This window comes from Streptomyces asiaticus (assembly GCF_018138715.1).
Taxonomy (GTDB): domain Bacteria; phylum Actinomycetota; class Actinomycetes; order Streptomycetales; family Streptomycetaceae; genus Streptomyces; species Streptomyces asiaticus.
Genome location: NZ_JAGSHX010000006.1, coordinates 746510 through 772326, shown reverse-complemented (window position 1 = coordinate 772326; position 25817 = coordinate 746510). Strand labels below are relative to the sequence as shown.

The window sequence follows — 25817 nt, the reverse complement described above, 5'->3', positions numbered from 1 at the left end:
AGGGTGAGCTCGTTACCCCCGACGAGGACGAGGAGGACATCGCGCCCGGTGTCATCGAGGTCATGCCCGAGTACACCCCGGCGATCTACCGGGCCGGGTCCGCCGCCATGGTCGTCGCAGCAAAAACCGGGCGGGCGGTCGGGCTCGTCGCCCGCCCCCTGTGTGTCGGGCTCCAGTGGTTCGGGACCGGTGTCAAGGCGGCTGGCGTCCTCGGCTGGCGGTATGTGCGGGCCTACGACCACCAGGAGGTGCTGGGCGGCATGTCGTCCGGCAGCGACTGGAACAACGTCGAGCGCACCCGGGTGAAGCGCTGGAAGATCCTCGGCTGGACCACACTTGCCGCGGCCACGCTCAACACGGCCGGCTGGGCCACGCTCGTCACGGCCGCCGACATGGACGCGCTCGAGGCGCTGGCTATCGCGCCGGGGTCCGAGGTGGCGACAACTGCCGCGGTGCTGGCCCTGTACGGGAGGTATCGGGCCAACCACCCCGGCATGCCCGCCGGGCAGATCCTCGCCGACGAGGACCGCGACGAGGACGATCCCGACGAGCCGTTCCCCCTCGCCTGGTGCAAGGACGGCAGCCAGGTCGAGGAGTGCGTGTCCCGAGCCCTCTACGCCGAGGGGATCGCTACCCGCAGCATCCGACTCCTCGCCTCGCACGCCTGGGGCAGAGAGATCGACATCGTGCTGAAGGGTGCCACGCCGGGCAAGGTCGCGGCGATCGCCGACCAACTCGACACGCACTTCGGCATCAAGACGGGCGGCACCCTCATCGAGCCCGACGCTCAGGACGCTTCCCACATCGTGCTGCGGCTCGTCACCGCGAACCCTTTCAGCGATATGGCGCGGCCGATTTTGCACGCCCCCAACAGCCTGGACATCACCGAGGCTCACCACTTCGGGCGATGCATGGATGGCAGCCCCCTCAATCTGGTTCTGGAAGGGCTGCGGATCCTCGCCATCGGCGTGTCCGGCGCAGCCAAAACCACCGGCGTCCTGCGCGACCTGGCCGAGGTCATCACCGCCTGCCACAACGCCATCGCCATCGAGATGGACCCGGTGAAGGACGGGCTGCGAGAGTTCGAAGGTGTCATGGCGGTGCCGCCCATTCGCGGGCAGAAGGAGTGCGAGGAGTGGCTCGGCCACCTCGTGGCCATGGCGAAAGCCCGGAACAAGGTCCGCAACCGGCTGAAGATGGGCGACACGTGGGTCGCCACGGCCCAGCATCCCGCGATCTTTGTGTTCGTCGACGAGTACATCTACCTCAGCCCTCTCGCGAAGGAGCAGTTCATCGAACTGCTGCGGTTGGCCAAGCAGTCCGGGATGTACCCGATCGCCGCAGGTCAGGATGCCACCAGCGACGCCATGGGTGACGCGATCGCCGACTCCTTCACGCTGCGGATCATGCTGGCCTCGCGATGGGACGACATCCGCATCGTCTTCGGCAAGGGCGCCGCAGCCGAGGGCTACCGACCCGATCGCCTCGTGCCTGCCCAGAACAAGGACATCAAGAATGACGCGGGCCAGTCGTACATCAAGGGTGCGGGCATCACCCGGCCGCTGCTGTACGGCTGGAACGAGCACAGCCGGGACGCGATCGAGCGGGCGGTCGAGGAGCGGAGTAAGGCCGGGCGCCCGTGGCTCGATCACGACACGCTCGCTGAGGCCGACCTGCTGCACCTGGCCAGCGAGTACGGCCCGGCCGGGCAGATGACGCTGGCCGAGCGGGTCGACCGGCTGGATCACTCGGACGCCGAGCTGGTGTCTGTCCTGCTTCAGGCGTTTGAGTCGAAGAAGCGGAGCTTCTTGCCCACGACCGAGGTGCTGTTGCCTGTTCTTGAGGCCGCCGGGATCGACGGCATGGACAGCACGACGCTGGCGTCGAAGCTCCGGGCTCACGCCCCAGGGGCGGCGGCGAGCCGCGAGGAGTGGGATGGGCGCCCGCAGGTTCGCGGCTGGCGCCGGGAGGTTGTGGAGCGGGCGGCTGGGGGCCTGTTGGACCCGGCTAAGGCCCGTCTTGAGGCCGTCTGACCCCCGTCTAGACCCCGACTGGGACCCGTCTAGCCGATCAAGCATCTCCGCAGGTAGCCGGGCCATAGACGGCCCATAGCCGGGGTCTAGACGGCCCGTAGTCGCCCTATTAATCCGCATTTGTACTATTCGTTGAAGGAGCTGGACGATCATGGCTGCGAAGCGGTCGACGGCACGGAAGCGGGCCACGAAGCGCCGCCAGACGATGGCGCCGAGGCGCCCAGTCGGCCGCAAGCCCACCCGCAAGGGCTGGCGCCGCAAGATGGCGATCAAAGCTGCCAAGTGGGCCGACCGGCAAGCCTCCGCCCACTTCGACACCCGGCGGGCCAAGCGCGACGCGGCGATCATGCGCAAGACCCACGAAGGCTGCCCAACCTGCCACGGCAACGGCCAGATCTACACGCAGAAGAAAGACGGAACCCTCTCCGGCTCCAAGCCCTGCCCCGCTAAGCCGTCCAAGACCACTGTCAGCAAGTGGCAGATCCAGAAGGCCGCCCGTTTCGGCGCCGACCAGCGCTCCGGGCTCATCGGCTGGAAGTGCCCCTGCGGCAAGCGCGAGAAGCCCCGGTATCGCGACGCCAAGGCCGCCACCAAAGCCCTCCGCACACATGAACGCAAGAAGCACGGCGGGATCAGCGTCGGAGGCGCCTGGTACGCCCAAGTCCCCGAAGGCGCCCCCATACCCACCGTCGAAGCCAAGCCCGCCAAGAAGAAGACCACTCGCAAGGCACCACCGACCCGCACTCGGGTCAAGACCGCCTGATCATTCCCCGACTCGAAGGAGATCACCTTGTCCACCGTCTACCGCAACAACCGCCGCGACATGAAGGCAATCCAGCGCGTCCCCAAGGGCACCACGCTGTACGTGATCGAGAAGATCGAGACCCGTGGCGCCCCCTGGGAGGACCCCCGGATGTGCGCCCGGTACGAGGTCACCCACCACAACGGGATCCTCGGCGGCGCCATGATCGGCTCCAAGAGCGTCGAGCAGTTGCTCGCCGAGCACGGCACCGTCTACACCTCGCAGCCCCGCGGCGTGCGTGGCTACTGGGAGCCCAGCCCGCAGGTCGCCGGACCCCTCGGCAACGACACCGAGCGGTACCTCGACGAGACCGAGATCCGCAGCATGCAGAAGCAGGTCAACGACGCCAACGACGCCTGGAAGAAGGGCGCCAAGAAGTCGTGGCGGCAGCGCCGCAGGGACGAAGAGAACAAGACGTTCTGACCTGACCGGGGCGCTTCCAGCGCTTGATGCTGATCAAGGAGAACCCATGGAAACCCAGCCCGAGACCATCCGCTACACCGCCAACATCATCGTCGTCACCCCCGATCGGCAGGTACTGCTGATCGAACGCAACTGGGCCCCCTTTGAAGGGCACTGGGCCCTGCCTGGCGGCCACGTCGACCCGCCGGAGTCGAGTCGCGAGGCCGCCGCCCGGGAGCTCGCTGAGGAAACAGGTGTTCACGTGGCCACCGGCGACCTACGCCAGATCGGCACATGGAACCAGCCCGGCCGCGACCCACGAGGCAGGTACAGCACTGACGCCTACCTCGTCGTCGTTCCCGCTGGCACTCCCATCGTGGCGGGGGACGACGCCCGCACGGCCCAGTGGTGGCCGCTGGATGCCCTGCCTCCGCTCGCGTTCGACCACGCAGACATCCTCGGCGCAGCCGTGGACCCAACGTTCTGAAACACCCAATCTAGGAGAAGGTATGACCAACTACAGCAACCCAGACACTCCGCTCACCGCCAGCCGCTACGGCTGGAAGGCCACGATCGTGCGCGGACCCCTGAGCTACGGACAGAACCCCTCCCAGGAATGCGCCGGCACCTGCACTCCGCGGCCCGGCGCCACCGTGGGATCCCTCCTCGCGTGGATCAAATCTTGGTACGCGCAGCAAAACGGCATCCCCGTTGCCGACGTCACCATCGTGAGCTACTCGCTGAGCGAGAAGTAACCAAGCCGGGGCGCCCCACCCGCGTGGCAGCAACCGGGGCGCCCCACCCCTCCCCGACACCCCGAAAGGCCGTAGGAGGCCAATAGATGACCACAGCCATGCCCGACGCGGCAAGCCTGGATCAGGCTGGCCAGCAACTGATCGCCGAGATCGAACGATTCCTCGCCACCCGACCCGCGAAGCGTCCGGCCATTCCGGAGCCGAAGCCCGTCCGGGGAAGCGGCTTCGACCTCCCGCCGGTGAACGAGCTGATCGCCGAAGCCGGGATCGTCACCGGCCCTGCGCCCCGCCAGAAGAAGACCAAAGACCGCGGCCTGCCCGGTGGCGTGTGGCGGATGCTGCCCGACTGGGCCCTGTCCGCCCGCCGCGGCCCCCGCCGCCAGGTCACCGTCACCGAACACCTCCAGCTCACCGCCCTCGTCATCCAGCGCTACGGCTGGTGCGGCCGCGGCCTCCGCTCCCGCTCCGGGCGGCGCTGCATTCTCGGCGCACAGGCCGTCCTCTACCGGCTCGGCTACGGCGACCAGGACACCGCCATGGCCGCCGGCCGGGTCATGGACCGCATCCTCGCTGGCCGTGGCATTCGGGCCCACTACTGGGAGTGGAACGACCACGCGGGCCGCGACGAAGGCGACGTGCTCTACCTGCTGCGCGAAGCCGTACAGGCGGCAGGGGCGGCTGGACGATGAAGAAGTCCGCTGACGGATTCGAACGCATCAGCAAGATTCTCGAAACTCCCGATGGCGCCTTCGTCTACGCCCAGGCCAACTACGCGACCGGGGAGTTCCGGGTCGTCTGTTCCGGCTGCCCCGACTTGCAGGCAACGCCGCGCAACAGCGCAACGGGCGCCATGCTCGCCGCCTCGTATCACGCCGATCACGACCCCACCGAGCAGCACGTCCCCATCCGGAAGAAGTGAAGGAGGAACCTATGGGTTGGTCCATCAGCCACGGCAACAGCCCGCGTGGCACGAACTACCGGTCGGCCACTGCGATGTACGAGGTCGGCCAGCAGGTGGCGCACGTCGCCACGGCCAAGGAGTGGCAGACGGTGCAGAAGCTCTTCAAGCTCGCCAACAGTGACGACGGGCCGTTCAGCATTCCGCACCGTGAGGCCGGGAAGATGGCGGCCGTGCTGCGGGAAGCCGCGGCTCACCGGCTGATGCCGCGTAGCTTCCACGCGAACGTGCGCGAGCTCGCCAACGCCGCACAGCGTGCGGCCACCGCCCGGCAGTCGTGGGAGTGGAGCTGATGGCCGCGGGCAGCAAGGCTCCGCACCCCGGCCCGGGAGGCTCGAGCGGCAGCGCGCCGGGGGACCGCACGGTCACCGGGAACGGCCGCCGCCCCGGAAGGCATCCAGCAGGCACACCCGAATCCACCAGTCGCCGCAACAAGCGGCCTACCGCGAGCTGAACAGGAGTCGCCGTGATCACATTCCGTAAGTCCATCCGCATCTTCCCCGGCGTCACGCTCAACCTGAACGCCAAGTCCTGGTCGATAACTCTCGGCGCCCGCGGCGGGCCCCGGCACACCATCAGCTCCACCGGCCGCCGCACCAGCTCCATGGACCTGCCCGGCCCGTTCGGGTGGAGGCACAACCACCGCCGCAACCGGCGCCGGTGACCTGCCTGCCCGCTGTGCTCCGCGTGCCGTCACGGGCGCGGAGTGCGGCTGGCGCACCCCGAACACCAACCCGACCGACCAGGAAGGACCGCCGTCATGGAGTTCACCGACCAGGAGCGCGCCAAGATTGCCGCCGAGCAGGACGCCATCGCCGACCGCCTGGAGCAGATAGGCGATCGCATAGGAGCAGAGGAGGCTCGAGACGTGGCGGACGCCGCCCGCACATCCAGTCGCCGCCTCGCCCAGCTCTACTGACCTGCACCACCTCGGCCCCGCTCGGATCCCGGGCGGGGCCTACTCGTGGGCGGGCTGCGGCTGCGGCCCGGGAACCTGCGCGCGGGCCATCCACCGGTCCCGGCCCAGAGCCTGCGACGGGCGACCCAGCGGCTCCAAACCCAGCACCTCACACACCCGCCGGTGCCACGCCAGAGCCTCAGCCTCCGACTCCGTCAACACCACCACCGTCACCGCCATAGGGCCAGTGTGGCGGGCAGAGCAGGGGAGCGGGGTGATTTGCGGCTACTCGCCACCCCCGAGTCGGCAACCCGGGCTTGTCGGGGCAGGTATGCACAATGAGGGCAGAGCACCACCCCCTGCACCTCGCACCACCCGCACCGAGGAGCCACCGTGACCGACACCACCGACTACGAATGGCCCACCTGTGTGGCCTGCACGCGGGAACTCCGCCACGAGGAACTCGGCCGAATAGCCTGCCGACTCTGCCAGCGTCGGACCGACGAGCACCTGGAAGCGCTGGGCGGCGACACCGGGCTCTACGCGGCGCTCGCAATCGCACTCGCCCCCGGCGCCAGCACAGGCGAAGGCCGCGTATCCGGCAGCCGCACCGCCCCACTCCCGCTCCGCCTCGAACCCCTCAGCCTCTCCGCCCGCGGAGGCGTCGTCACCATCCTCCAAACCTGGCTCATCGACTGGCACGACGCCCTCGGCTGGCGACACCCCCGATGGGAAGGCGGACTGCAACAGCAGCTCGACCAGGTCGTGAAAGCCCTGCGGGTCAACCTCGAATGGGCCGCCTCCTCCCATCCCGCGTTCGCCGAATTCTCCACCGAGGTCGCATCCCTCACCCGGGCATGCCGCGCGCAAGCGACCGGAGAGCGGCCAGAGCGGCGCATCAGCGTCGCCTGCTCGTGTGGTGGCATCCTGCGCATCACCATCTCCACACCCGGTGCCCGTTGCGGAGGATGCGGCACCCAGTACTCCCGTGCTGACGCCCTTGAACTGCCGCTTGCCGAGCGAAGACTGGCCGCATAGACGCAGGCGACTTCCTCGACCGGTAGCAGCCTTGACGGCTGCTGCCGGTCTCTGCTTGCCCCGGCTGATCGCATATGTCACACTGCCCTGGACGAAGAATTCGTGTGCCCGAAATCTTCAGCAGCCTCCGATTCGTCGGGGGCTTTTTGCATGCCACAAACCGGGGGTGAGTGCGTGCGACTCGTTGAGATCCAGCCAGACGACCTCGTGTTCGCCCACGAAGCCTCCCAAGCGACAGGCGTCCCCCAGCAGGTGATCCGGCAGTGGGCGTCACGCGGGAAGATCCGCAAGTTCTCCGGAGAGAACCGGCTCACCGGCAACGGCCACGAGTACAAGACCATGTACGCGCTCCCCGAGATCGAAGAGCGGGCCCGCACGTACCGGGCCACACCACAACGCGGCCACCGGGCCGCCTAACGACTCCTCGCGGGCTGGTTGAGCGCGCTGGGTGGTGGACGCTCCCGCCCGCGAGGACAAACGCCTGCCCTGCGGGGGCAGGAACGGGAAGCCCGCAACCCCCATGCCGCTTCCCCCGTCCGCCCGGCCGACTCGTCACGGCCGGGCGGGCCCAAGCACCCGCTGCCCGGAGGATCGCGACCGGGCAGCGGGCCCCAGGCAGCACCACCGAGGAGGCCCGCACCATGGCCGCCACCGTCGAACGCCGCCCCCTCGCCGTGGGCGATGTGATCCACGGCTTCGCCTACGGAGCATTCGGCCGCGACCACTACGACTGCGTCCGCGTTGAGGCAGCCGGCCCGGACTGGATCGTTGCCCGCGACTCGAACGAAGACGACCGCACCCCCAGCTTCACCTGCGGTCGCCGCTCCCTCGAACTGTGCGTCCAAGCCCGCGACGAGGGACACCAAACCCCGTGGGGCGAAGCCCCCGAGCCCTGCCCCATGGCCCACGGCGGGAACACGGAGCGCTCACCCGCGCGTGTGGATATGGGCCGACCCAGTTGACCGAGTGTGATGCTGGTGCGACGATCCGCGCACCAATTGCTCCACCTCGGGGGGAATCATGCGCGCCACTGCCGCAGCGGCTCTAGCTGGCACCATCGGGATCGCCGCCGGGGCGGCAGGCTGGGCCCTGCTCGGGCCAGAGAAGACGAAGACCGTGGACGTCAAGCCGTCGACCAGCATCTCCACCTCGCAGAGCGCAACAGCAGGCAGCCACCGCTACGACTCTGCCCAGCAGATCGCCGACGCGCTTCAAGCGGGTGGGCTCACCGTCTCCATGCTGCACAAGACCAGCGAGGACACGTACATCAGCGAGGTGGGCGGTACCGCCTACGACTTCACCGTCACCGACAAGGCTGGCAAGCCAGCTCCTGGCGACAGCGGGATCAACATGTTCCCCAACCATGAAGCGCTGACCAGATGGGCGGACATCTCCAAGAGCATGGGTGGTATCGCCGTCACCGGCGACACGTGGGCGGTCAGTCTCCCCACCACCAGCGCAGCAGCCCGCACTGACAGCAAGCACCTAGCCCCACTGGTAGCCAAGGCCCTGGGTGGCACAGTGCAGCAGTAGGCCAGAGCAGTACCACCTACCTGCCCATCGATGCTGGCTACGACCCAGGCATGGAGGTGGTCGTGGCTTACAGCAAGGGACGCTCGGGCACCGCATGGTTCAAGGTGCAGGCACAGGTCTTCGCTGAGGAGACGCACTGCTGGGTATGCCAGCGCTACGTGGACCAGGAGTTGCCGCGTGAGCATCCGATGTCCCGCACGGTCGACCACGTGCACCCGCTGGGCATGGGCGGCGCTGAGACGGACCGGGCGAACCTCAGGCTGGCGCATCGGCGGTGCAACACAGTGCGATCGAACCAGCTCAGGGCACGGCTGAGGCCCCGCCCGATCTACGCAGCCGACGCCACAAGCCTCTGAACTGCGGATCTGGTCGACGATCAAGGCCGAGGTGATCTTGGGGTCAAGATCATCCGGTTTTTTTGATCAACGTCATCCTGACCCCGCCCCCACCTGAAAAAAATATCCCCCCGCAAAAAATCACAGGGGGTCGATGATCATGGAGTGGGGGTTCGATGTCTGAGGAGCTTCCGCCTGATCTTGGTTCCCGCGGCTCTCGGCTCTGGCGGGAGATGACGGCTTCCGGCTCTCTGACTCCAGCGCATCTGGTGCTTCTGGAGGAGGCTTGCCGTCTCGCTGACCGGCTCGATTGGCTCAACACCATTCTCCAGCGGGCCTGTTCGCCGGTCAAGGCGAACGACGGAGATGACGAGGGTGAATCTCCGGCGGTCGGGCCGCTTCTCGCGGAAGCTCGGCAGCAGCAGACGGCTCTTCGGGGCCTTGTGGCGGAGATTCGGCAGGCCCAGAAGGGTTCGGTCCCGGCTTCGGGAAAGCCGGCTTCGAAGGCGGGGGGTTCTGGTGTCGCGGATCTCTCGGCGCGAATCGCTGCGCGGCGCGGCCAAGCCCCGGGTTGAGTGCGTCCCACCGTCGGCGTTCTCGCTCGGCGACGAGGCGGTGGAACTGGCGCGGCGGGCCGGGCTGGTGCTGGACCCGTGGCAGGCGGATTCGATCCGGTTGATGCTGTCGGTGCGCGAGGACGGCAAATGGTCGTGCTTCGAGTACGGGGAGATCGTGGCCCGGCAGAACGGGAAGGGTGCGATCCTCGAAGCGCGGGCGCTGGCGGGCCTGTTTCTGCTGGATGAGCGGCTGATCATGTGGTCGGCGCACGAGTACAAGACGGCGATGGAGGGCTTCCGTCGGTTCAAAGCGCTGCTGAAGGGCCTGGGGGAGCCCATCTCCGAGAACCTCATCGACATCGACGGCGTCCACATCAAGGTCATCAACACGAACGGGGAAGAGAGTTTCGAGCGGCTCGACACCGGGGCCCGGGTGAAGTTCATCGCTCGCAGCAAGGGCTCCGGCCGTGGCTTCTCCGGCGACTGCAACATCATCGACGAGGCGTTCGCGTACACCGCGATCCAGCAGGACGCGCTGATGCCGACCATGTCAGCCCGCCCGAACCCGCAGATCATCTACACCAGTAGCCCGCCGCTGGACGGTGATGACGGCAGCGGCGAGGTCATGTTCGCGCTCCATGTGCGAGCAGAGAACGGCGGCGACGACAGCTTCGGTTGGCGCGACTGGGGCATCGCGGGCGACCTTGACCACCTGGATGACATCGACTTGGACGACCGGCGGTTGTGGGCGGCGTCGAACCCGGCGTTGGGCTACCGGCTCAGCGAGGAGGCGGTGCTGCGGGAGCGCCGTTCGATGGGCGATGCGGGGTTCGCTCGAGAGCGGCTTGGGGTGTGGCCGCGGAAGTCGCAGGGCAACACGGTCATCGACGCGGCGGCGTGGGCGCGGCTGGCGGATCCGGAGTCGCAGCGGGACCGCGAACACGGGGTGGCGATCGGGGTCGACATCAGCCCGCTGCGGGACTACGCGGCGGTGCAGGTGTACGGGGTCCGGGCGGATGGGCTGGGGCATACGCAGTTGGCGGACTACCGGCCGGGCACGAAGTGGCTGCTGCCGCGCCTGAAGGAGCTGCGGGAGGCGCTGGGGCCGATCTCGATCGCGATGGGTCGCGGCACGTTCGCGTTCCTGGAGACGGCGTTGGATGCGGCGGGGTTCCAGCAGCCGGAGGATCCAGAAACCCCCGAGCCGGGTGATCTGGCGGTGACGAACGCGGTCGACATGGCCGCGGCGGCCGGCCAGTTGTTGGAGGCGGTTCGCGAGGAGTCGTTCCGGGTGGTGCCGAACCGGCATCTGGATGTGGCGGTCGCCTCGGCGAAGACCAAGGCCACAGGGGAGACGATCGCGTGGACGGTGAAGGGCGTGGACGGGGATATCAGCCCGCTGGTGGCGATGACGCTGGCCCGCTGGTCCTACGTGACCCGCTCGCACCTGCTCGAAGGCAACCAGTACGACGTTCTGGATTCGGTGTTCTGACGGGAGGGGTCGATCGTGCGTAACCCGTTCCGTGGCCTGTTGCGGCGTGGTGGTGATGAGCGACGGATGCTGGACTCTTCGACGGTGTCGTGGCCGGCCGACCCGCTGGCGTCGCCGGCCGCACTGAACGAGGATGGCGCGCTGCGGCTGGGGCCGGTCCTGGCGGCAGGTCGGCTGCTCGCGGCAACCATCTCGGGGATGCCGTTGTGCGTGTACCGGCAGATGGGTAACACGAAGCAGGAGTTGCCGCTGCCGAGCCTGTTCACGCAGCCGTGCGCGCAGGGCACGCTGCATGACTGGGTGTTCCGCGCGGTGACGTCGCTCGCCTACCGCGGGAATGCGGTCGGGGTGGTGACGGCCCGGGACTATCTGGAGTATCCGACGGAGATCGAGTGGCTGGACCCGGCGTTCGTGCTCTGTGAGGACCGGATGGCGGCGATGGGGGAGTCGGGCTCCTTCACGAACCCGAAGTTCTCCTACATGGGGGAGCGCCTTCCGTCCGAGGATGTCGTCCACATTCCGTGGTTCCAGTTGCCGGGCCGGGTGTGGGGGCTGTCGCCGATCGGCGCCTATGCGGTGACGGTGTCGACGGGCTTGGCGGCGCAGCAGTTCTCCGACGACTGGTTCCGCTCGGGCGGGGTGCCGCCGGGCCGTTTCAAGAACACGCAGCAGACGGTCGATCAGACGCAGGCGAACGTCATCAAGCGGCGCCTGGTGCAGGCCATCCGCTCGCATGAGCCGATCGTGTACGGCAAGGACTGGGAGTATGAGCCGACCACGGTCAGCCCGAACGAGGCGCAGTTCGTGCAGACGATGCGTCTGACGGCGTCGACGATCGCCTCCATCTACGGGATTCCGCCGGAGATGATCGGCGGTGAGACCGGCGGGTCGATGTCGTACAGCTCGCCCGAGCAGCGACAGATCGAGCTGGTGCAGTTTTCCCTGCTGCCGTGGCTGGCCTTGCTGGAGTCGCACCTGTCGGCGCTGCTGCCGCGCGGCCAGTACGTGAAGTTCAACCCGGACGTGCTGATCCGCGCCGACCTGCTGACCCGCTTCGAGGTGCACGAGAAGAAGCGCCTGATCGGCTGGGACAACATCGACGGCTTGCGCGCCCTGGAAGACGAGCCGCCGCTGCCGAACGGCGCCGGGCAGGACTACACGCCGCTGCCGATCGCGTCGGGCACGGTCATTTCGCCTCCCACGATCCGGAGCGACAACCCGGGGCCGTTGCGCCTCATCCGAAAGGACGGCACCGATGGTTGACCGGCACAAGCTGCTGGACTCTCCCGAGCGGCGCTCGATTGCCGCGGACGGCTTCGAGCTGCGCGGCAAGGGAGATGGGCTCATCTTGACCGGCTACGCGTCGGTCTTCGACTACCGATACGACGTGCTCGGCGGGCCGCCTTACGGCTGGACGGAGTGGGTCGACAAGCGGGCGTTTGCCACGACGCTCGCTGCGAAGCCGGATCTGCACCTGCTCATCAATCACGAGGGAATGCCTCTCGCCAGGACAAAGAGCGGCACGCTGCGCCTGTCTACCGACTCCAAGGGCCTCCTGACTGAGGCCGAGCTCGACCGCCGAGATCCGGACGTGCAGCGCCTGGAGACTAAGATGGAGCGCGGCGACATGGACGAGATGTCGTTCGCGTTCCGTGTGAAGGCCGATGCCTGGTCGGAGGACGACACCGAACGCACCCTGACCGAAGTGTCCCTCCATAAGGGGGACGTGTCGGTGGTGAACTTCGGCGCGAACCCGGCAACGTCCGCCCAGCTGAACTCTGCGGCCGATGCCCTGGAAGTGCTCGCCGCCCTCGACCCCGAGGCGGCGATGGCCGAGCTCCGGTCAGGTGACGGTGTCGACCTGGCGCGGCTCACGCGGGCCCGCGACACCGTGCTCGCCCTGCACCGGAAGATGGGCCCGGAACGCAAGACGCCCGGCCGGCTGTCGCTGGCTGACGCCCGAGCCATCGCCGACGGCGACGTCGACGTGCGACTCTCGGCGCAGATCCCCGCGCACCGGACTGGTGTTTCCACCGAGCCGGGCTTCGACCGGCGAGGTGCTGCCGCCAGTGCGGCAGGCAATCAGGTCCTGCTGCGCTATATGCACGCCTGGGTTGACCCCGACGGCGACCCCGAGTCCCCGGACTCGTACCGGTTCACCCACCACGAGCCGCGGATCGGCGCCGCGGCGAACCTGCCTGCTGTCCGGCACGCGCTGTCCCTGCTGCCGCAGGCGGACATGGACGCCGACCAGAAGGCGGCCATCGAGCGTCACCTGCGGCGCCATCTCGAAGACGCCGACTGAGCCCGGCGCACCCATCTGATCTTTCCGTGGTCTGGCACTGACCGCGGCGCTGTCGCGCGCCTGGCACTGGCGGGTCGACGGCTCATCACGGCCCGGCACGGGCCGCCGTCACGATCCACCATTCAGGAATGGAGACTCGTCATGGCTGACGAGCGTTTCAAGCGGCTGGTCGCCAGGCGCGAGCAGACCGCGCGTGAGCGCGAGGAGATCCTCGCCAAGCGCAAGGCCATCACCGACCTCGCCGAGGAGGAGGCCCGCGAGGACCTCCTCCCCGAAGAGGACTCGGAATTCCGGGAGCTCACCGGCCAGGTGAAGGCCAAGGACGAGGAACTGCGCGCCCTCGACGAGCGCATCAGCGAGCTGTCCGAGGAGGCGGAGCGTTCCCGTAGCGTCACCGAGGGCGCTGCCGCGGTGAAGCGGGCCCGTGCCCGCGTCGAGACCGTCAACGAGGCCCGCACCTACGAGCGCGGCAACGGCCGCTCGTACCTCCAGGACCTCGCCCGCGTCCAGCTCAACATGGACGCCGACGGGCAGTCGCGTGACCGCCTTCAGCGGCACGCACAGGATGTCGCGACCGGGCAGGAATACCGTGACCTGAACCGGACCGACGGCAACGGCGGATATGCGGTCCCGCCGCTGTGGCTCATGTCGCAGTTCATCGAGCTGGCCCGCGCGGGCCGCGCCTACGCCAACGTGGTCAACAACCAGCCCCTGCCGCCCGGCACCGACTCGATCAACATCCCGAAGGTCGCCACCGGCACTGCTGCCGCGATCCAGACTGCGGACAACGCCGCGGTGCAGGAGACCGACCTGACGGACACCTCCATCAGTGCTCCGGTGCGCACGATCGCCGGTCAGCAGGACGTGGCGATCCAGTTGCTCGACCAGTCGCCCGTCAGCTTCGACGAGGTCATCTTCCGGGACATCGTGGCGGACTACGCGACGAAGACGGATCTGCAGGTGATCTCCGGCTCGGGTACGTCGGGCCAGGTGACGGGTGTGCGTGGCACCTCGGGCATCACCACGATCACGTACACGGACGCGACCCCCACGGTGGCGAAGCTGTACAGCAAGATCGCGGATGCGGTGCAGCGGGTCCACACACTGCGGTTCATGGCACCGACCGTCATCGTGATGCACCCGCGGCGGTGGGCGTATCTGCTCGCGGCCTCCGACTCCAACGGTCGCCCGCTCGTGGTGCCGGACGCGGGGAACCCGCAGAATGCGATGGCGACGCTCGGTTCGGTGGCCTCTCAGCAGGTCGTCGGCCAGATGCACGGCCTGCCCGTGGTGACCGACCCGAACATGCCGACCGCTCTCGGTGCGGGCACGAACGAGGACGTCGTCCACGTCCTGCGCGCCTCCGACCTGCTGCTCTACGAGTCGGGGATCCGTTCCCGCGTGCTGCCCGAGGTCGGCTCCGGCAACCTCACTGTGCGACTGCAGGTGTACGGCTACCTCGCGTTCACCGCGGCCCGCTACCCGGCGAGCGTCGTCGAGGTCACGGGAACCGGCCTGGTCAGCCCGACTTTCTGATCATGAAAGGGGGTCGGGCTCCGGTCCGGCCCCTGGCGGGGGTGTGATGCAGGACGAGCAGACGTTCACGGCGCATGCCGAACTCGGTTGGCTGTCGTGGGACGAGTGGTCACCGGAGCAGGATTTCTGCCGCTTCGCGGGCATGCTCCAGCGGATGCTTCAGCCGGCCTGGGTGCTGGAGACCGGGGTGGGAGTCGGGCGCCTCACTAGCCATCTGGACCTCGACGGCTGCGAGTATGTGGGCTTCGAGTCGGATCCGCAGTGGCGTCAGCCTCCCGCGCACCCGGATGCGACCACGCCTACCGCCGAGCAGATGGCCACGGCCCAACTGGTGATCCTGGATAGTGACCCCTCCTATCGGCTGCAGGAGATCAGGCTGTGGGCTGATGTAGGCGCGCGCGGCTCGGTGTGCCTGGTACACGACGCAGGCAACGGGCACGACGAGGACACCATCCACTACCGGATCGGGGCTGTCTGTGCCGCAACCGGACAGCTGGGTGTCCTGTTGAGGAATCCGCGGGGCGGCTGGCTGGGGGTGCACACGTGAGGGTCATCGGTCTGCTGTCGTGGTACGAGGAGCCTGCATCGTGGCTCGCCGAGTGCGTCGCGTCCGCGGCACGTCTGTGCGACCACCTGATCGCCGTGGACGGGCCCTACGCCCGCTTCCCCGGTGCGGTGCGCAAGCCGGCTTCGGGGATTGAGCAGGCGGAGACGATCGCGCACACTGCAGCGGGTGCTGGAATGGGCTGCACGATCCATACGCCGCGGCAGCCGTGGTGGGGCAACGAGGTCGAGAAACGGGACTTCATGTTCCGGCTCGGGGCGACGATGGCCGAGCCGGGGGACTGGTTTCTGCGGATCGACGCCGACGAGGTGCTCACCCAAGTACCGGCCGACACCCGGACGCTGCTCGCGGCGACGGCCCTGGACGTCGCCGAGGTGACGATGTGGGAGCGCGATGACATCGACTCCCAGTTCCCGCTGCGGGTCCTCTTCCGAGCCTTGCCCGGCATCGGCGTGCAGCAGGCCCACTACGTGGTGACCGCGCCCGGCGAGGACGGCACGCGAGTGTTGTGCGGCAACGACACGAAGCACCACGCCGAGCATGCAGAGGCGCTGTGGGATGTGCGGCTGGAGCACCGCACCCGGCAGCGATCGCCGCTGCGGCGGGCACTGAAGGACAACTACTACGCGCTGCTGCCCGAGATAGAGCAGGTGAGGGAGCTATGAGGGACATCAAGGCCGACATGAAGGCCGCACTGGTGCAGGAGTACGAAGGGTACGTGCGGGCTGGTCGCTCGGCGGAGGCCGACCAGGTCGCCAAGGTTCTCAAGGACCAGTACGGCCACGACGTCGCCAAGACGGATGGCGACGGCGCAGAGAAGGAAGCCAAGGCCGAGCCGAAGCCCGCACCCGAGCGCGCGGACGCGGAGAAGCCGCCGGAGGCTGCTGTGGAGCCGAAGCCGCGCCGCGGACGGCCGCCGAAGCAGGCCGACGACGCTCAGTCCAGCAGCAAGTAGCCCTGCCCGCTCGAGCCTGGGGGTGAGTGATGCCACTGGTTTCGCTGTCTCAGGTCAAGGCGCAGCTGAACATTCCCGCCTCGGACACCAGCAACGATGTGGAGCTGCAGTCGTATGTGGATGCGGCGACGTTCCCGGTGGAGGAGGCGTGCGGCCGGGTCATCGACCAGCGGGCGGTGACGGACGAGCTGGTCGTGCGCGGCAGCTGCTTTCTGCTGCGGTCGACGCCCGTCGTCTCCTTGACGTCGGTGGCGGCCGTGGACGGCTCGCAGACCTGGGACGTCAACGCACTGCATTTGGACAACAAGACGGGCGAAGTCACAGCCCTGTCCGGGCCCGCAGTCCAGGGGCGGATCCAGGTCAACTATGTCGCTGGCGTGTCGACGGTGCCGCCGAACGTCCAACTGGCAGCACTGATCATCATTCAGCATTTGTGGGAGACGCAGCGCGGCACCATGGGCGTTCAGCTCGGCGGAGACAATGAGACCTATGTTGCGGGCCGTGGTTTCGCGGTGCCGCGGCGGGCGCTTGAGCTGCTGGGCGGCCAGTTGCCGGGGGTGGCGTGATGGCGTGGACCTCCAGGCTTCCGGCCACCATGGACGGCCTTGTGGCTGCTTTCGAGGGCTGGGCTGGTCTTGCTGGGGTGACGGTGCGGGATGGTCCGTCGACGTCGCAGGCGACGGTGCAGGAGGTTGTGTCCGTCGGCTACACCGGCGGTGAGAGCGAGACCGACGCCGAATCCACGCTGTTGACCGAGGGCCTTGGTGGCGGCGTCGACCGGGAGCAGTTCACGATCCGTTGCGCTGCGGCTGTTCTGCAGGGTGGCGACGACATTGCCGGTGCGCGGCGCCGCGCCTACGAGCTGCTGGCGCAGGCCGGGGCCGCGATCGCTGCGGATCGAACTCTGGGTGGTGCAGTGATGCGGGCGATGGTCGGCTCGCACAGCCTCACTCAGGGCCTGACCCCGCAAGGCGCACAGGCGGTCGTCGTCTTCGAAGTGTCCTGTGACGCCTACACCGGCGCCTGATTCCGGCGCCGCCGTTTCGCCCGTTGGGCCAGTCAGAAGGAGAGACCGCGGATGACCGCGCTCGTAACCCAGGTCGTGCCCAATGTGGGCGCGGATATCGGAAGCGCTACCGTCAACGCCACGAACGGCGACACGGCGGCATGCGGCTCCGGCACCTTCCTCTTCGTCAAGAACACCGGCGGCTCGCCGGTCACCGTCACCCTGGCGACGCCGGGCCAGGTCGATGGCCGTCTGGCCATCGCCGACTCGACGTTCAGTGTCGGGGCAACGACTGGCATCGGCCTCATCCCGCTGATCCCCGGCCTGTATGCGGACCCTGCGACGGGTCTTGCGACGATCACCTACTCAACCGCAGGCGCGTCGACGCAGGTCGCGGTGGTGAGGGTCCCGTGAGCGACACCATCACCATGCGGCACCCGACCCTGCCGAAGGACCAGGAGATCGAGGTTCCCCGGGAGTCCATGCCGCACTACACCGCGGCGGGCTGGCAGCAGGTCCCGACCGAGGAACTGGAGAAGCGGGCCGCGCTGAAGGCGCAGGCGGAAGCCGCAGCCGCAGCGGCCGAAGAGAGGGCTACGGACAAGGCGGAGACCGCCGAACCCGCAGACGAGCCGGAGAAGTCGGAGCCGGCGGAACCCACCGAGAGGCCGGCGCGGTCGCGCGCCAAGGCGCACGAGAAGAAGGCTGAGGAGAGCTGACCATGCCTGCCACCCCGCTTGCCGCGACCTCGCGGTACATCCCGCCCGGTACGACCCACTACTACTGGGTCGTGTCGATCTCGAACTACCAGTCGCCGACCCGGTCGGAGCTGAACGCTGGCACGGATCTGACGGGCGAGGTCTCGGCTGTGTCTGGGTTCGCCACGAACAGCGACCAGCAGGACACCCCGGACCTCGGCTCCCGCTTCGTGTCGAAGATCCCGGGCCGGATCACCGCAGACGACAGCTCGATCACGCTGTACGCGTCGTCGAACTCGTCGGACGCCCGCACGCTGATGCCGCGCGACACCGCGGGCTTCATCGTCATCTTCCCCGAGGGCGACATCACCGGCCAGAAAATGGACATTTTCCCCGTCAAGGTGACCGGCGTGCCGAAGTCCCGCGACGTGGAGAACCCGGCGTCGATGACGTTCCAGTTCGCCATCACCCGCATTCCTGCGGAGAATGTGACGATCCCGTGACGCAGCCGAGCGTTCCGGAGTCGGTGTCGCGCGATGCGGTCGTCGACTTCTGCAAGAGCCTGGGCCTCGACCCGAGTGACGTCCAGGGCCTCGAGTTCAGCCCCTACGGCCTGTACGTCACGTTCTTCGCGCTGAACGCCACTGGCCACAAGATCTCCGACGGGCGCGACGCCGCAACGCATCGAAGCTTCGTCCAGTTCGGCGAGGAGGCCAGCGATGACGATCGAGCTGCGCCGGAGTGACGATCTGCGGCGGGTCGCCCGGGAGTTGCGGCGCATGGACAACCCGGAGATCAAGAAGCGTTTCCGGAAGGAGCTGCGCGCCGCGGCCCGCCCGCTCGTCCCCAAGGTGCGGGAATCGATCCGCTCCATCCCCTCCGGTCGCGGCTACAGCCCGGACGGACTGCGCGGAGCCCTCTCGAAGGCCGTGCGGCTCGAAGTGAAGACCACGGGTCGACAGGCCGGTGTCGCGATCCGTGTGGACGGGCGGAAAATGCCCAGCCACATGAAGAGCCTGCCTTCGATGGTCGAGGGCAAGAAGCGCTGGCGCCACCCCGTCTTCGGAAATAGGGACGTTTGGGTCACTCAGACGAAAGAGCCCTACTTTTACAGCGCCCTCCGCGTGGCCGGCCCCGCTTCCCGCCGGGCCGTCAGCCGCGTCCTGGACGGCATCACACGCGACATTTCCTAGGAGCACCATGGCACTGTCCCGCGACGGCATCCTCGGCGCCGTAGACATCAAGACCGAGAAGGTGCCCGTCCCGGAGTGGGGCGGCGAGGTCATCATCCGTGGCCTCACCGGCGAGGAACTCGACAATTTTCAGGGCTCCGTCCGCCAGTTCCGGCCCAGCCTAGACGGCAAGGGCATGGAAGCCGTCCTCGTTCAGGACAACATGCGGGCCAAGCTGCTGGTGAAGTGCATCGTCGACGAGGCCGGCGAGCGGCTCTTCACGGACCAGGACGCCTCCGCGCTGGGTGCGAAGAACGGCTCGGTCATCGACCGGCTCTACGACGTCGCTTCCGCCCTCTCGGGCCTGTCCGAGGAGGAGAAGGCGGAACTGGAGGGAAACTCCGAAGCGGCGACGGACGACTCTTCTACTTCGTCCTCGCCCGAGACGTCTTCCACTGCTCCGTAGCCGAAATGCTCCGCCGGGTCTCCGCTCGCGAGCTCGCCGAGTGGGAGATCTTCTACCAGATCCGGGAAGAGCAAGAGGCGGCTGCCGAGAAGGAAGCTGCCGAGCCCCGCCGGAACTGGCCATGACCACGACCCGCTGACTGAGGGGAGGCGTCATGGCGTCCACGGGCATCATCTACCGGCTCGTCGCCCACGACTCTGCGTCCCGCACCTTCCACCAGGTCGGCCGGGCGGCTGGCAACACCGAATCCGTCCTGGGGAAGCTCGGCCGCACCGCGAAACTCGCCGGTGAGGCTGTCGCTGTCGGTCTCGCTGGCGGTCTCGCGAAGGGGGCGAAGGACGCCGCCCGTTTCCAATCGGAGATGACGCGGATCTCGACGCAGGCTGGCGGCACGGCGAAGGACGTCCAGGTTCTGTCCGAGCAGGTGCTGAAGCTGGGCACCACCACGCAGCAGGGGCCGCAGCATCTGGCCGAGTCGCTGTACCACCTCAAGTCGGTTGGCATGGACAACGTCCAGGCGATGAAGGCGCTCAAGGAGTCCAGCGACCTCGCGGCCGTCGGTCACGCCAACCTGGAGGAGACCACCAACGCGCTGGCGGGCGCGTGGCGTACCGGTATCAAGGGCGCCACTTCGTTCCACGAGGCTGTCAGCACCGTGAACGCGATCATCGGCGCGGGCAACATGTCGATGGATCAGTTCAACGCGGCCATCGGCACCGGCATCCTCCCCAGCGCGAAGACATTCGGCCTGAGCATGAAGCAGGTCGGCGCCGCGCTGGCGCTGATGACAGACGAGGGTATCGATTCCGCGTCGGCCGCGACCCGGCTGCGCATGTCGTTCTCCCTGATGGGCGCCCCGTCGAAAGCGGCGGAGAAGCAGCTCAAGAAGATCGGCTTGACGGGCCTCAACCTGGCCGACGCGATGCGCGGCAAGGACGGCCTGATCGGCGCATTGCGGCTGCTGAAGGACCACCTCGACAACTCGGGGATGTCTGCGTCCCGGCAGTCGCAGATCCTCTCTCGGGCGTTCGGCGGCGGCAAGTCGTCGTCGGGCATCCTGTTGATGCTCAACAACTTGGATGTGCTGGAGAAGAAGCAGGAGCAGATCAACCGGTCGACGGGGAAGTTCGACGACGCGGTCAAGATGCAGCGCAAGACTGCCGAGGCGCAGTGGCATCTGCTCGTGTCGAATTTGGAGGTCATGGGGATCCGGATCGGCACAAAGGTGCTGCCGCCCGTCACGGATTTCGTTCACTTCCTCGCCACCGACGCCATGCCTGCTGCAGCCCGCTTCGGCAAGGCGATGGCTGGCATTGTCCCTGTCGGCCCGATTCAGCAGGGTTTTTCCCGCATCAAGGGGATGGTCGGGGACTTTCTCAAGGGGTTCTCCGGGACGAAGAAGGCCGCGTCCGATCTGGTGGGCGGCCTCGTAGACAAGTCCCCGCACCTGGGCAGCGGAAAGACTCTAACGAAGAGGCCAGGCAAGCCTCTGGAGGAGATGCCGCACTACGGTGTGGGCCAGGTCGCCCCAAGCACAGGGGTGCAGATGCCGCGGCTTCAGCCGATGCCGCACGGCGGATCGGGGATGATCGCCCCGCTCATTTCCCCGAAGGCGAAGCCGCCCAAGAGTGCTGCGGAGAAGCTCGGCGAGATGATCCGCAAATCGATCAGTGACGGCTTCTCGCACATCAACTGGGGGAAGCTCGGCGCCACTCTCGGGAAAGGGCTCGGCGACGCCATCGGCTGGGTTGCCAAGCACACCGCCGACTTCACCAAGAAGATCGCGGCTGTCCTCGGGAAGCTGGACTTCGTAAAGATCGGCAAGGGCTTCGGGGCTGCCGCGATACCGCTGGCGATCGGCTTCATCACGAACCTGTTCGCCCCGTTGTTCTCGCTGGATTTCTGGAAGCACCACTGGCTGGACACGATCATCGCGGTGCTGTCCATCATCCCGATCGGCCGGATTGCAAGCGGTCTCGGCAAGCTATTCGAACACATCCCGATCCTGAAGATATTTGAGCCGCTGCTCCGGGGCATCGGCAAGCTGGGCGGCTGGATCGAGAAGGGTTTCGTCAGGTACGTCCTCAAGCCGATTGGGCGGTTCGGCAAAAGCATCCTTGGCGGAATTGTTCGCGGCTTCACCGAGGTGTTCCCGGGCGTGGCGGGGAAGCTGGATGATTTCATCGGTCGGATGGCCCTCGCTATCGTCGGCTATGCCGGGCGATTCGGGGCAGCTGCGGAGCGGTTGATCAACGGTCTTGGTCACGGCATCCTCAAGTTCGGCGGCTCGATCGGCGCGTGGATCGGCAGGGTTATCGGCTGGCTCGTCAAACCGTTCGCGAAGGCGGGCAGTTGGCTGGTCGGCAGGGGCCGGGCCGTGATTTCGGGTTTGAAGGATGGCGTTCTCAGCGTGGCCAGGACGATCGGCCGCTGGGCGCGCGACAATGTCGTGCGCCCGGTGACTGGCGCGTTCGCCAGGGCTGGGAGCTGGCTGGTCGGCAGGGGCAAGGCGCTCGTGATCGGCCTGAAGGACGGCGTAGTAAGCATCGCGAAATCCATCGGGTCTTGGACACGCGATCACATGGTGCGTCCGGTGACGGGCGTGTTCTCCCGTGCGGGTAGTTGGCTGGTCAGCAAAGGCCGGGCTGTCGTCTCGGGTCTGAAGGATGGCGTCATCGGCATCGCGAAGACGATCGGGACGTGGACACGTGACCACGTGGTGCGTCCGGTCACTGGCGTCTTCAAGAGTGCCGGGTCGTGGCTGAAGTCGGCGGGCGGCCATCTGCTCTCGGGCTTGAAGGACGGCATCGTCGGGGCGATCAAGGGAATCGGTCATTGGATCAAGTCGCATCTCGTCGATCCCGTCGTGAAAGCCGTTAAACATTTCTTCGGCATCCACTCGCCGTCCCGCGTGTTCATGGGCATCGGCGGTCACCTCGTCTCCGGTCTGATCAGGGGCATGTCGAAGACGTCGGGTACGGCGATCGCGAAGCGCGTGTTCGGCTCGCTGCCGAAGGCCCTGAGCGCGATCGTCAAGAAGGGCCTGGTGTCCGTCGCCAAGCTGCCAGGCAAGGCGTTGAAGGCGCTGGGCGGCCTGGGCGGTGACATCCTCGACCTGCTCGGCCTGGGCGGCGGAGGTGGCGGCTCGTCCGTAAACCAGAGGATCGGCGAGACCCTCGCGGCGGCCCGCGGGTGGTCCGGGCCCCAGTGGAACGCCCTAAAGGCCCTGTGGAACGGCGAGTCGGGCTGGAACGAGCGAGCCCTCAACAAGAGCTCGGGCGCCTACGGCATCCCGCAGTCGCTGCCTGCAAGCAAGATGGCGTCGGCCGGTTCCGACTGGAAGACGAACGCCGCCACACAGATCAAATGGGGCCTGAAGTACATCGCGTCGGTGTACGGCAACCCCGTCAACGCCTACTCGAAATGGCTGGCGAGGTCCCCGCACTGGTACGCCAAGGGCACAAGCGGTGCCGCACCGGGCCTGGCATGGGTCGGCGAGAAGGGCCCCGAGCTGGTGAATTTCAAGGGCGGCGAGGACGTCCTCAGTCACCAGCAGTCGATGCTGTTCGCCAAGACTCACGGCATCAAGCTGCCCGGGTACGCGTCCGGCACCATCAACAATGCCGCGGACCGTGTGCGCCGCGACCGGCAGCGGGTCGAGGACGCCAAGGACGCTGTGGCGCGCGCCAGGAGGCGGCACAAAGGTGTCGCGGCTGCGGAGAAGCGTCTGAGGGCTGCGGAGACGGAGCTCAAGGCGGCCCAGATCTCGCTCCGCAACGCGCAGCGGTCGGCGAAGACGTCGATCGCCAACACCATCGCCACCGGACTGCAGAAGACGCTGTCGACGGGTACGTCGTCGGCGATCGCCTCGGCTATCAAGTCGCTGGCGACGAAGCTGCTGAACGCCGGGTACACGAAGACCGCGGCGAGCATCCAGAAGAAGGGCGGCCGACTCGAATCGCTCGCGACCAGGAAGGCGTCCATCCAGAAGACGATCAACGCAGCGAACCAGTACGCGTCCGATCAGGCATCCAACATCACGGACTTCCTTAGCGTGTCGGGGACGACGGCGACGAACGTCCGCGACCTTATCGGCCAGGCCACCAGCCAGCAGAAGACCGCCTCCAACTTCGTCGCCCTGTCGAAGTCCCTGAAGGCGCGGGGCGCGTCCAAGGCACTGCTTCAGCAGCTTTCCGACGCGGGTCCGGGCAGCCAGCTCGCGACCATTCTCGGCGACCGCAAGGTCACGACGAACGACATCAAGAAGCTGAACAGCCTGATGAAGTCCGGCGGGAAGCTGGCGACGTCCTTCGGCAAGGACATGGCCGACCTGATGTATGACAGCGGCAAGGATGCCGGGAAGGGCTTCCTGGCGGGTCTGAAGGCCCAGGAGAAGGCGCTCGGCAAGCAGATGGCCAAGCTGGCCGCCGATCTAGTCAAGCAGATTAAGAAGATACTGAAGATCAAGTCTCCCTCCGGGGTCTTCCGTGACGAGGTCGGCAAGAACGTCGTCCTCGGGATGGCCCACGGCATCGATCTGCACAGTCACCTCGTCGGCGCCGCAGCCCAGCGCATGGCCGACACCGCCACCGGTGTATCCATGCGCCGTCGGTACGTCCCGACCGCAGCCAGCGGCCGGAGCAGTACTGCGGAAGAAGACGCCCGATGGGAGCGGCTCGCCCAAGCCATCGAGGCGTCGGGCAGCGAGCTGCACGTCAACTTCCGTGACGACCGGCTGCGCGACCTCATTGACGTCCAGGTGAAGCCGAAGATCAAGGCATCAGAGGACCGGCAAGCATACCGGGCAAAGGTGGGGAGGCGTTGAGTGACGATCTCCTACGTGGCCGCGGGCACGCTCGTGCAGCACACCGACACCGTTGCCGCCGCCTACCCGGCGGGGGCGGCGGCCGGGCAGCTGGCCGTGCTGCAAGTCGTCTCCGGGCACCCCAGCGAATCCACCCCTACGACACCATCGGGGTGGATCCTCGCCGGGACTCTGTCGGGTGGGGGCGGCACGTTCGGTCTTAACGCCGGCCCGCGGCGGCTCACGTACTTTGTGCGGGAGCTCGCTGGGTCGGACCCGGTGCCGACCACGGCCATCCCGGCGGGGAGTAGTGGATCGCTGATCGGGGCCCGCATCGTCACCTTGTCCCGCTCGGCGGGCGTCGGGTGGCGTTGGGCCGCGAGCTTCGCCGACGACACCACGTCGGGTACGGCCTTCTCTATCACCGGCACCGCGGCGCTGACGTTCGCCGCGGGCGACTTCTGCCTGCTCGGCTACACGTGGCCGCTGCAGACAGCGAGCACCACCGCCCGCGCCGTCACCGCATCGGGCATCACCTTCAACACGGCGACGTCGCATCTGGGCGACGCCATCACCTCCGGTAATGGCGGCCGGCTGACCCTGGCCGACTCTTCGGTGACCGCGGGCTCCGGCACGCAGGCGCCGACGGAGACGGCAACCCTGTCCGCCGCATCGACGGGCGTCGGCGGGGTGCTGCGGATCCGCGAGGCGAGCAGCAACATCGCCGCCACAGCACAATCCGCGTTCCCTCCCAGGAACCTCGTCTCCGTCACCGGCCTGGCCGCGGACAACATCGTCGCCGCGACGGTGTACCGCCAAGTCGACACGGCCCTCGCCCCGGTCCGTGCCGCGTCGGGCATCGACGTGACCGGACAGAGTGCCCTGCTGCGGGTGGACGCCGAGCAGCCGTTCGGCGTGTCACTGAACTATGCCGCGGTGTTGACCGACGTCAACGGCTCTCAGTGGACCATCTATTCGGGGCCCATCACGTCGACCGTCAACGCGGACGTCATCTCGGATGCGATCCGGGGGACCGGCGCCGCGGTGAAGCTGGAGACGCCTCTGGAGAAGAAGCGCGACCGCGACGCCACCAGCTTCAACGTGGGCGGGCGGATCGTCGTCGTCGGCCGGCCCCGCTCCGCGCCGTCGGCCACGTTCACCGTGCGCACGGAGACCGACGAGGACGGTGACGCGTTGAACGAGGTCTTGGACAACGCGACCGAGGGCACGTTTCTCGTCCGCAAGCAGAACAGCATGATCCGCCTCGACGGCACCTACGCCCTGCTCAGCGACAACGAGGCGCCCACTTGGTACGACGAGTTCCGGTGGTTCACCCTCGATGTCGTGAAGTCCGACGACTGGCCGGACGTGATGGAGGCCGCCGGGTTCACCCTCCAGGACATCGCGAACAACTACTCGATCTTGCAGGACATCGCGAACGCGTTCCCCACGAACCTGCTGGCCATCGCCCTCTACGACTTCGGGCCCTGACATGCTGGACATGTCG

The 25817-nt window shown here is 67.6% G+C and carries 32 protein-coding genes; all 32 read left to right on the top strand.

Annotated features, from left to right (window positions below; all coding sequences use genetic code 11):
- Positions 1–62: 62 nt before the first annotated feature.
- Positions 63–2033 carry a hypothetical protein gene (locus tag KHP12_RS10760; protein WP_211832717.1) on the top strand — a complete coding sequence of 657 codons (1971 nt, stop codon included), beginning with the start codon at positions 63–65 and terminating at the stop codon, positions 2031–2033.
- Positions 2034–2184: 151 nt separating this feature from the next.
- Positions 2185–2796, top strand: a complete 612-nt coding sequence (locus tag KHP12_RS10755; RefSeq protein WP_211832715.1) for a hypothetical protein — start codon at positions 2185–2187, stop codon at positions 2794–2796.
- Positions 2797–2823: 27 nt separating this feature from the next.
- Positions 2824–3258: a hypothetical protein gene (locus KHP12_RS10750; RefSeq protein WP_211832713.1), complete on the top strand. Its 435-nt coding sequence runs from the start codon at positions 2824–2826 to the stop codon at positions 3256–3258.
- A 46-nt stretch (positions 3259–3304) separates the two neighbouring features.
- On the top strand, positions 3305–3724 hold the full coding sequence (locus KHP12_RS10745; protein WP_211832711.1) for an NUDIX domain-containing protein: 420 nt from the start codon (positions 3305–3307) through the stop codon (positions 3722–3724).
- Positions 3725–3746: 22 nt separating this feature from the next.
- Positions 3747–3992, top strand: coding sequence for a hypothetical protein (locus KHP12_RS10740; protein WP_211832710.1), 246 nt, complete (start codon positions 3747–3749; stop codon positions 3990–3992).
- Positions 3993–4078: 86 nt separating this feature from the next.
- A complete protein-coding gene (locus KHP12_RS10735) occupies positions 4079–4681 on the top strand; it encodes a DUF6197 family protein (protein ID WP_211832708.1) in 603 nt (200 codons plus the stop codon).
- Positions 4678–4911, top strand: a complete 234-nt coding sequence (locus tag KHP12_RS10730) for a hypothetical protein (protein WP_211832706.1) — start codon at positions 4678–4680, stop codon at positions 4909–4911. The genes KHP12_RS10735 and KHP12_RS10730 overlap by 4 nt, the downstream gene beginning before the upstream one ends.
- 11 nt (positions 4912–4922) lie before the next feature.
- Entirely contained in the window at positions 4923–5243 is a 321-nt protein-coding gene (locus KHP12_RS10725; RefSeq protein WP_211832704.1) for a DUF7739 domain-containing protein, read from the top strand.
- Positions 5244–5416: 173 nt separating this feature from the next.
- A complete protein-coding gene (locus KHP12_RS10720; protein WP_211832703.1) occupies positions 5417–5614 on the top strand; it encodes a DUF4236 domain-containing protein in 198 nt (65 codons plus the stop codon).
- Between the two features lie 96 nt (positions 5615–5710).
- A complete protein-coding gene (locus KHP12_RS10715) occupies positions 5711–5869 on the top strand; it encodes a hypothetical protein (protein ID WP_211832701.1) in 159 nt (52 codons plus the stop codon).
- 372 nt (positions 5870–6241) lie between these two features.
- A complete protein-coding gene (locus tag KHP12_RS10710) occupies positions 6242–6886 on the top strand; it encodes a hypothetical protein (RefSeq protein WP_211832699.1) in 645 nt (214 codons plus the stop codon).
- Positions 6887–7060: 174 nt separating this feature from the next.
- A complete protein-coding gene (locus KHP12_RS10705; RefSeq protein WP_246648496.1) occupies positions 7061–7303 on the top strand; it encodes a hypothetical protein in 243 nt (80 codons plus the stop codon).
- Between the two features lie 224 nt (positions 7304–7527).
- The gene (locus tag KHP12_RS10700) at positions 7528–7848 is read left to right on the top strand and encodes a hypothetical protein (RefSeq protein WP_211832696.1); all 321 of its coding nucleotides are present in this window, start codon (positions 7528–7530) and stop codon (positions 7846–7848) included.
- Between the two features lie 58 nt (positions 7849–7906).
- Positions 7907–8419, top strand: coding sequence for a hypothetical protein (locus KHP12_RS10695; RefSeq protein ID WP_211832694.1), 513 nt, complete (start codon positions 7907–7909; stop codon positions 8417–8419).
- A 50-nt stretch (positions 8420–8469) separates the two neighbouring features.
- The gene (locus KHP12_RS10690) at positions 8470–8775 is read left to right on the top strand and encodes an HNH endonuclease signature motif containing protein (RefSeq protein ID WP_211832692.1); all 306 of its coding nucleotides are present in this window, start codon (positions 8470–8472) and stop codon (positions 8773–8775) included.
- 498 nt (positions 8776–9273) lie between these two features.
- On the top strand, positions 9274–10803 hold the full coding sequence (locus KHP12_RS10685; RefSeq protein WP_211832690.1) for a terminase large subunit domain-containing protein: 1530 nt from the start codon (positions 9274–9276) through the stop codon (positions 10801–10803).
- A gap of 15 nt (positions 10804–10818) precedes the next feature.
- Positions 10819–12066, top strand: coding sequence for a phage portal protein (locus tag KHP12_RS10680; RefSeq protein WP_211832688.1), 1248 nt, complete (start codon positions 10819–10821; stop codon positions 12064–12066).
- Positions 12059–13108 (top strand): HK97 family phage prohead protease, encoded by a 1050-nt coding sequence (locus KHP12_RS10675; RefSeq protein WP_211832686.1) that lies wholly within the window; start codon positions 12059–12061, stop codon positions 13106–13108. Before KHP12_RS10680 ends, KHP12_RS10675 begins: the two co-directional genes overlap by 8 nt.
- 141 nt (positions 13109–13249) lie before the next feature.
- Positions 13250–14644, top strand: a complete 1395-nt coding sequence (locus KHP12_RS10670) for a phage major capsid protein (protein ID WP_211832685.1) — start codon at positions 13250–13252, stop codon at positions 14642–14644.
- Positions 14645–14690: 46 nt separating this feature from the next.
- On the top strand, positions 14691–15191 hold the full coding sequence (locus KHP12_RS10665) for a hypothetical protein (protein ID WP_211832682.1): 501 nt from the start codon (positions 14691–14693) through the stop codon (positions 15189–15191).
- Complete coding sequence (locus KHP12_RS10660) at positions 15188–15874, top strand: hypothetical protein (RefSeq protein ID WP_211832681.1); 687 nt, start codon at positions 15188–15190, stop codon at positions 15872–15874. Before KHP12_RS10665 ends, KHP12_RS10660 begins: the two co-directional genes overlap by 4 nt.
- On the top strand, positions 15871–16164 hold the full coding sequence (locus KHP12_RS10655) for a hypothetical protein (protein ID WP_211832679.1): 294 nt from the start codon (positions 15871–15873) through the stop codon (positions 16162–16164). The genes KHP12_RS10660 and KHP12_RS10655 overlap by 4 nt, the downstream gene beginning before the upstream one ends.
- A 29-nt stretch (positions 16165–16193) precedes the next feature.
- A complete protein-coding gene (locus KHP12_RS10650; RefSeq protein ID WP_211832677.1) occupies positions 16194–16730 on the top strand; it encodes a head-tail connector protein in 537 nt (178 codons plus the stop codon).
- A gap of 29 nt (positions 16731–16759) precedes the next feature.
- The gene (locus tag KHP12_RS10645) at positions 16760–17191 is read left to right on the top strand and encodes a hypothetical protein (protein ID WP_211832676.1); all 432 of its coding nucleotides are present in this window, start codon (positions 16760–16762) and stop codon (positions 17189–17191) included.
- Positions 17192–17242: 51 nt separating this feature from the next.
- Complete coding sequence (locus tag KHP12_RS10640; RefSeq protein WP_211832674.1) at positions 17243–17584, top strand: hypothetical protein; 342 nt, start codon at positions 17243–17245, stop codon at positions 17582–17584.
- A complete protein-coding gene (locus tag KHP12_RS10635) occupies positions 17581–17889 on the top strand; it encodes a hypothetical protein (RefSeq protein WP_211832672.1) in 309 nt (102 codons plus the stop codon). The genes KHP12_RS10640 and KHP12_RS10635 overlap by 4 nt, the downstream gene beginning before the upstream one ends.
- 2 nt (positions 17890–17891) lie before the next feature.
- Positions 17892–18371 (top strand): phage tail tube protein, encoded by a 480-nt coding sequence (locus tag KHP12_RS10630; RefSeq protein WP_211832670.1) that lies wholly within the window; start codon positions 17892–17894, stop codon positions 18369–18371.
- Positions 18368–18613, top strand: a complete 246-nt coding sequence (locus tag KHP12_RS10625; RefSeq protein WP_211832668.1) for a hypothetical protein — start codon at positions 18368–18370, stop codon at positions 18611–18613. Before KHP12_RS10630 ends, KHP12_RS10625 begins: the two co-directional genes overlap by 4 nt.
- Positions 18588–19061 (top strand): hypothetical protein, encoded by a 474-nt coding sequence (locus KHP12_RS10620; RefSeq protein ID WP_211832666.1) that lies wholly within the window; start codon positions 18588–18590, stop codon positions 19059–19061. Before KHP12_RS10625 ends, KHP12_RS10620 begins: the two co-directional genes overlap by 26 nt.
- A gap of 7 nt (positions 19062–19068) precedes the next feature.
- A complete protein-coding gene (locus KHP12_RS10615) occupies positions 19069–19506 on the top strand; it encodes a phage tail assembly chaperone (protein WP_211832664.1) in 438 nt (145 codons plus the stop codon).
- Between the two features lie 154 nt (positions 19507–19660).
- Complete coding sequence (locus tag KHP12_RS10610) at positions 19661–24331, top strand: phage tail tape measure protein (RefSeq protein ID WP_211832662.1); 4671 nt, start codon at positions 19661–19663, stop codon at positions 24329–24331.
- Positions 24332–25801 (top strand): hypothetical protein, encoded by a 1470-nt coding sequence (locus KHP12_RS10605; protein WP_211832654.1) that lies wholly within the window; start codon positions 24332–24334, stop codon positions 25799–25801. It abuts the gene before it with no gap.
- Positions 25802–25817: the final 16 nt, after the last annotated feature.

What these genes read in the sequence shown, in the direction of transcription:
- KHP12_RS10760 (WP_211832717.1), top strand. Translation starts at nt 63, where the DNA reads ATGCCCGAGTACACCCCGGCGATCTACCGGGCCGGGTCCGCCGCCATG.
- KHP12_RS10755 (WP_211832715.1), top strand. Translation starts at nt 2,185, where the DNA reads ATGGCTGCGAAGCGGTCGACGGCACGGAAGCGGGCCACGAAGCGCCGC.
- KHP12_RS10745 (WP_211832711.1), top strand. Translation starts at nt 3,305, where the DNA reads ATGGAAACCCAGCCCGAGACCATCCGCTACACCGCCAACATCATCGTC.
- KHP12_RS10740 (WP_211832710.1), top strand. Translation starts at nt 3,747, where the DNA reads ATGACCAACTACAGCAACCCAGACACTCCGCTCACCGCCAGCCGCTAC.
- KHP12_RS10735 (WP_211832708.1), top strand. Translation starts at nt 4,079, where the DNA reads ATGACCACAGCCATGCCCGACGCGGCAAGCCTGGATCAGGCTGGCCAG.
- KHP12_RS10730 (WP_211832706.1), top strand. Translation starts at nt 4,678, where the DNA reads ATGAAGAAGTCCGCTGACGGATTCGAACGCATCAGCAAGATTCTCGAA.
- KHP12_RS10725 (WP_211832704.1), top strand. Translation starts at nt 4,923, where the DNA reads ATGGGTTGGTCCATCAGCCACGGCAACAGCCCGCGTGGCACGAACTAC.
- KHP12_RS10715 (WP_211832701.1), top strand. Translation starts at nt 5,711, where the DNA reads ATGGAGTTCACCGACCAGGAGCGCGCCAAGATTGCCGCCGAGCAGGAC.
- KHP12_RS10700 (WP_211832696.1), top strand. Translation starts at nt 7,528, where the DNA reads ATGGCCGCCACCGTCGAACGCCGCCCCCTCGCCGTGGGCGATGTGATC.
- KHP12_RS10695 (WP_211832694.1), top strand. Translation starts at nt 7,907, where the DNA reads ATGCGCGCCACTGCCGCAGCGGCTCTAGCTGGCACCATCGGGATCGCC.
- KHP12_RS10690 (WP_211832692.1), top strand. Translation starts at nt 8,470, where the DNA reads ATGGAGGTGGTCGTGGCTTACAGCAAGGGACGCTCGGGCACCGCATGG.
- KHP12_RS10675 (WP_211832686.1), top strand. Translation starts at nt 12,059, where the DNA reads ATGGTTGACCGGCACAAGCTGCTGGACTCTCCCGAGCGGCGCTCGATT.
- KHP12_RS10670 (WP_211832685.1), top strand. Translation starts at nt 13,250, where the DNA reads ATGGCTGACGAGCGTTTCAAGCGGCTGGTCGCCAGGCGCGAGCAGACC.
- KHP12_RS10665 (WP_211832682.1), top strand. Translation starts at nt 14,691, where the DNA reads ATGCAGGACGAGCAGACGTTCACGGCGCATGCCGAACTCGGTTGGCTG.
- KHP12_RS10655 (WP_211832679.1), top strand. Translation starts at nt 15,871, where the DNA reads ATGAGGGACATCAAGGCCGACATGAAGGCCGCACTGGTGCAGGAGTAC.
- KHP12_RS10650 (WP_211832677.1), top strand. Translation starts at nt 16,194, where the DNA reads ATGCCACTGGTTTCGCTGTCTCAGGTCAAGGCGCAGCTGAACATTCCC.
- KHP12_RS10645 (WP_211832676.1), top strand. Translation starts at nt 16,760, where the DNA reads ATGGACGGCCTTGTGGCTGCTTTCGAGGGCTGGGCTGGTCTTGCTGGG.
- KHP12_RS10640 (WP_211832674.1), top strand. Translation starts at nt 17,243, where the DNA reads ATGACCGCGCTCGTAACCCAGGTCGTGCCCAATGTGGGCGCGGATATC.
- KHP12_RS10630 (WP_211832670.1), top strand. Translation starts at nt 17,892, where the DNA reads ATGCCTGCCACCCCGCTTGCCGCGACCTCGCGGTACATCCCGCCCGGT.
- KHP12_RS10620 (WP_211832666.1), top strand. Translation starts at nt 18,588, where the DNA reads ATGACGATCGAGCTGCGCCGGAGTGACGATCTGCGGCGGGTCGCCCGG.
- KHP12_RS10615 (WP_211832664.1), top strand. Translation starts at nt 19,069, where the DNA reads ATGGCACTGTCCCGCGACGGCATCCTCGGCGCCGTAGACATCAAGACC.
- KHP12_RS10610 (WP_211832662.1), top strand. Translation starts at nt 19,661, where the DNA reads ATGGCGTCCACGGGCATCATCTACCGGCTCGTCGCCCACGACTCTGCG.